Below are 1,228 nucleotides of genomic sequence, written 5' to 3' on the forward strand. Positions count from 1 at the left end.
CCCTGATCGCGCCGATGCCCGAGGGCTGGTCGTACGAGCAGGCCGCCGCGGTACCACTCGCCTTCCTGACCGCCTACCACGCCCTCGCCGACCTGGGCGGACTGCGCGCGGGCGAGTCGGTCCTCGTGCACAGCGGCTCCGGCGGCCTCGCCCTGGCGGCGATCCAGCTGGCCCGGCACCTGGGCGCGGACGTGTACGCGACCGCCGGCGAGGAACAGTGGGACGCACTGCGTGACCTGGGCCTCGACGACGACCACATCGCATCCTCGCGCACTCCGGCGTTCGAGACCGCGTTCATGGAGGCCACCGGCGGAAGCGGATTCGACCTCGTACTCAACGCGCTGCCAAGGGAGTTCGTGGACGCCTCACTGCGGCTGCTGCCGCGCGGCGGACGCTTCCTGGAAACGGGCAGGACCGACCTCCGCGAGCCGGACGAGATCGCCGCCGCACACCCCGGCGTCGCGTACACGGCCCTCGAACTCCGCGAAGCGGATCCACAGCGGATCCAGGAGATGTTCGTCGAACTCCTGCAGCTCTTCGATGCCGGTGTCCTGCGGCCGCTGCCGGTGCGGACCTGGGACGTGCGGAGGGCGCGGGACGCGTTCCGTTTCGTCAGCCAGGCCAAGCATGTGGGCAAGGTGGTTCTGACGGTGCCGCGGGCTCTCGATCCCGAGGGCACGGTGCTGATCACGGGTGGCACCGGCACGCTGGGTGGTGAGCTGGCCCGGCACTTGGTCGCAGAACGGGGCGTACGGCACCTGCTGTTGACCAGCCGCAGAGGCCGCGAGGCCAAGGGAGTCGCGGAGCTCGAAGCCCAACTGGCCGAGCTCGGCGCCGAGGTGACGGTCGCCGCCTGCGACGCCGCCGACCGCGAGTCGCTGGCCGCCACGCTCGCCGCGATTCCGGGCGCGCATCCGCTGACCGGCGTCGTGCACGCGGCCGGCGTCCTCGACGACGCCACCGTCGGCTCCCTCACACCCGAGCGCCTCGACGCGGTGTTCCGCCCCAAGGCGGACGCCGCACGCCATCTGCACGAACTGACCCGGGACATGGACCTGGCTATGTTCACCCTGTTCTCCTCCTCGGCGTCCGTCTTCGGCGATGCCGGCCAGGGGAACTACACCGCCGCCAACACCTACCTCAACGCCCTCGCCCAGCACCGCCGCCGGCACGGGCTCGCCGGGCAGGCTCTCGCCTGGGGCTTCTGGGCCCAGCGCAGCTCCCTGAC

General features: G+C 71.9%; 1 protein-coding gene. It reads left to right on the top strand.

Annotation, left to right across the window (positions count from 1 at the left end; translation table 11 throughout):
- Nucleotides 1-1,228, top strand: a 1,228-nt coding sequence (locus ACZ5CR_RS46045; protein ID WP_468869918.1) for an MDR/SDR family oxidoreductase, incomplete at both ends; no start/stop codon positions are given.

The sequence above is a fragment of the Streptomyces sp. NPDC031274 genome, assembly GCF_055570235.1.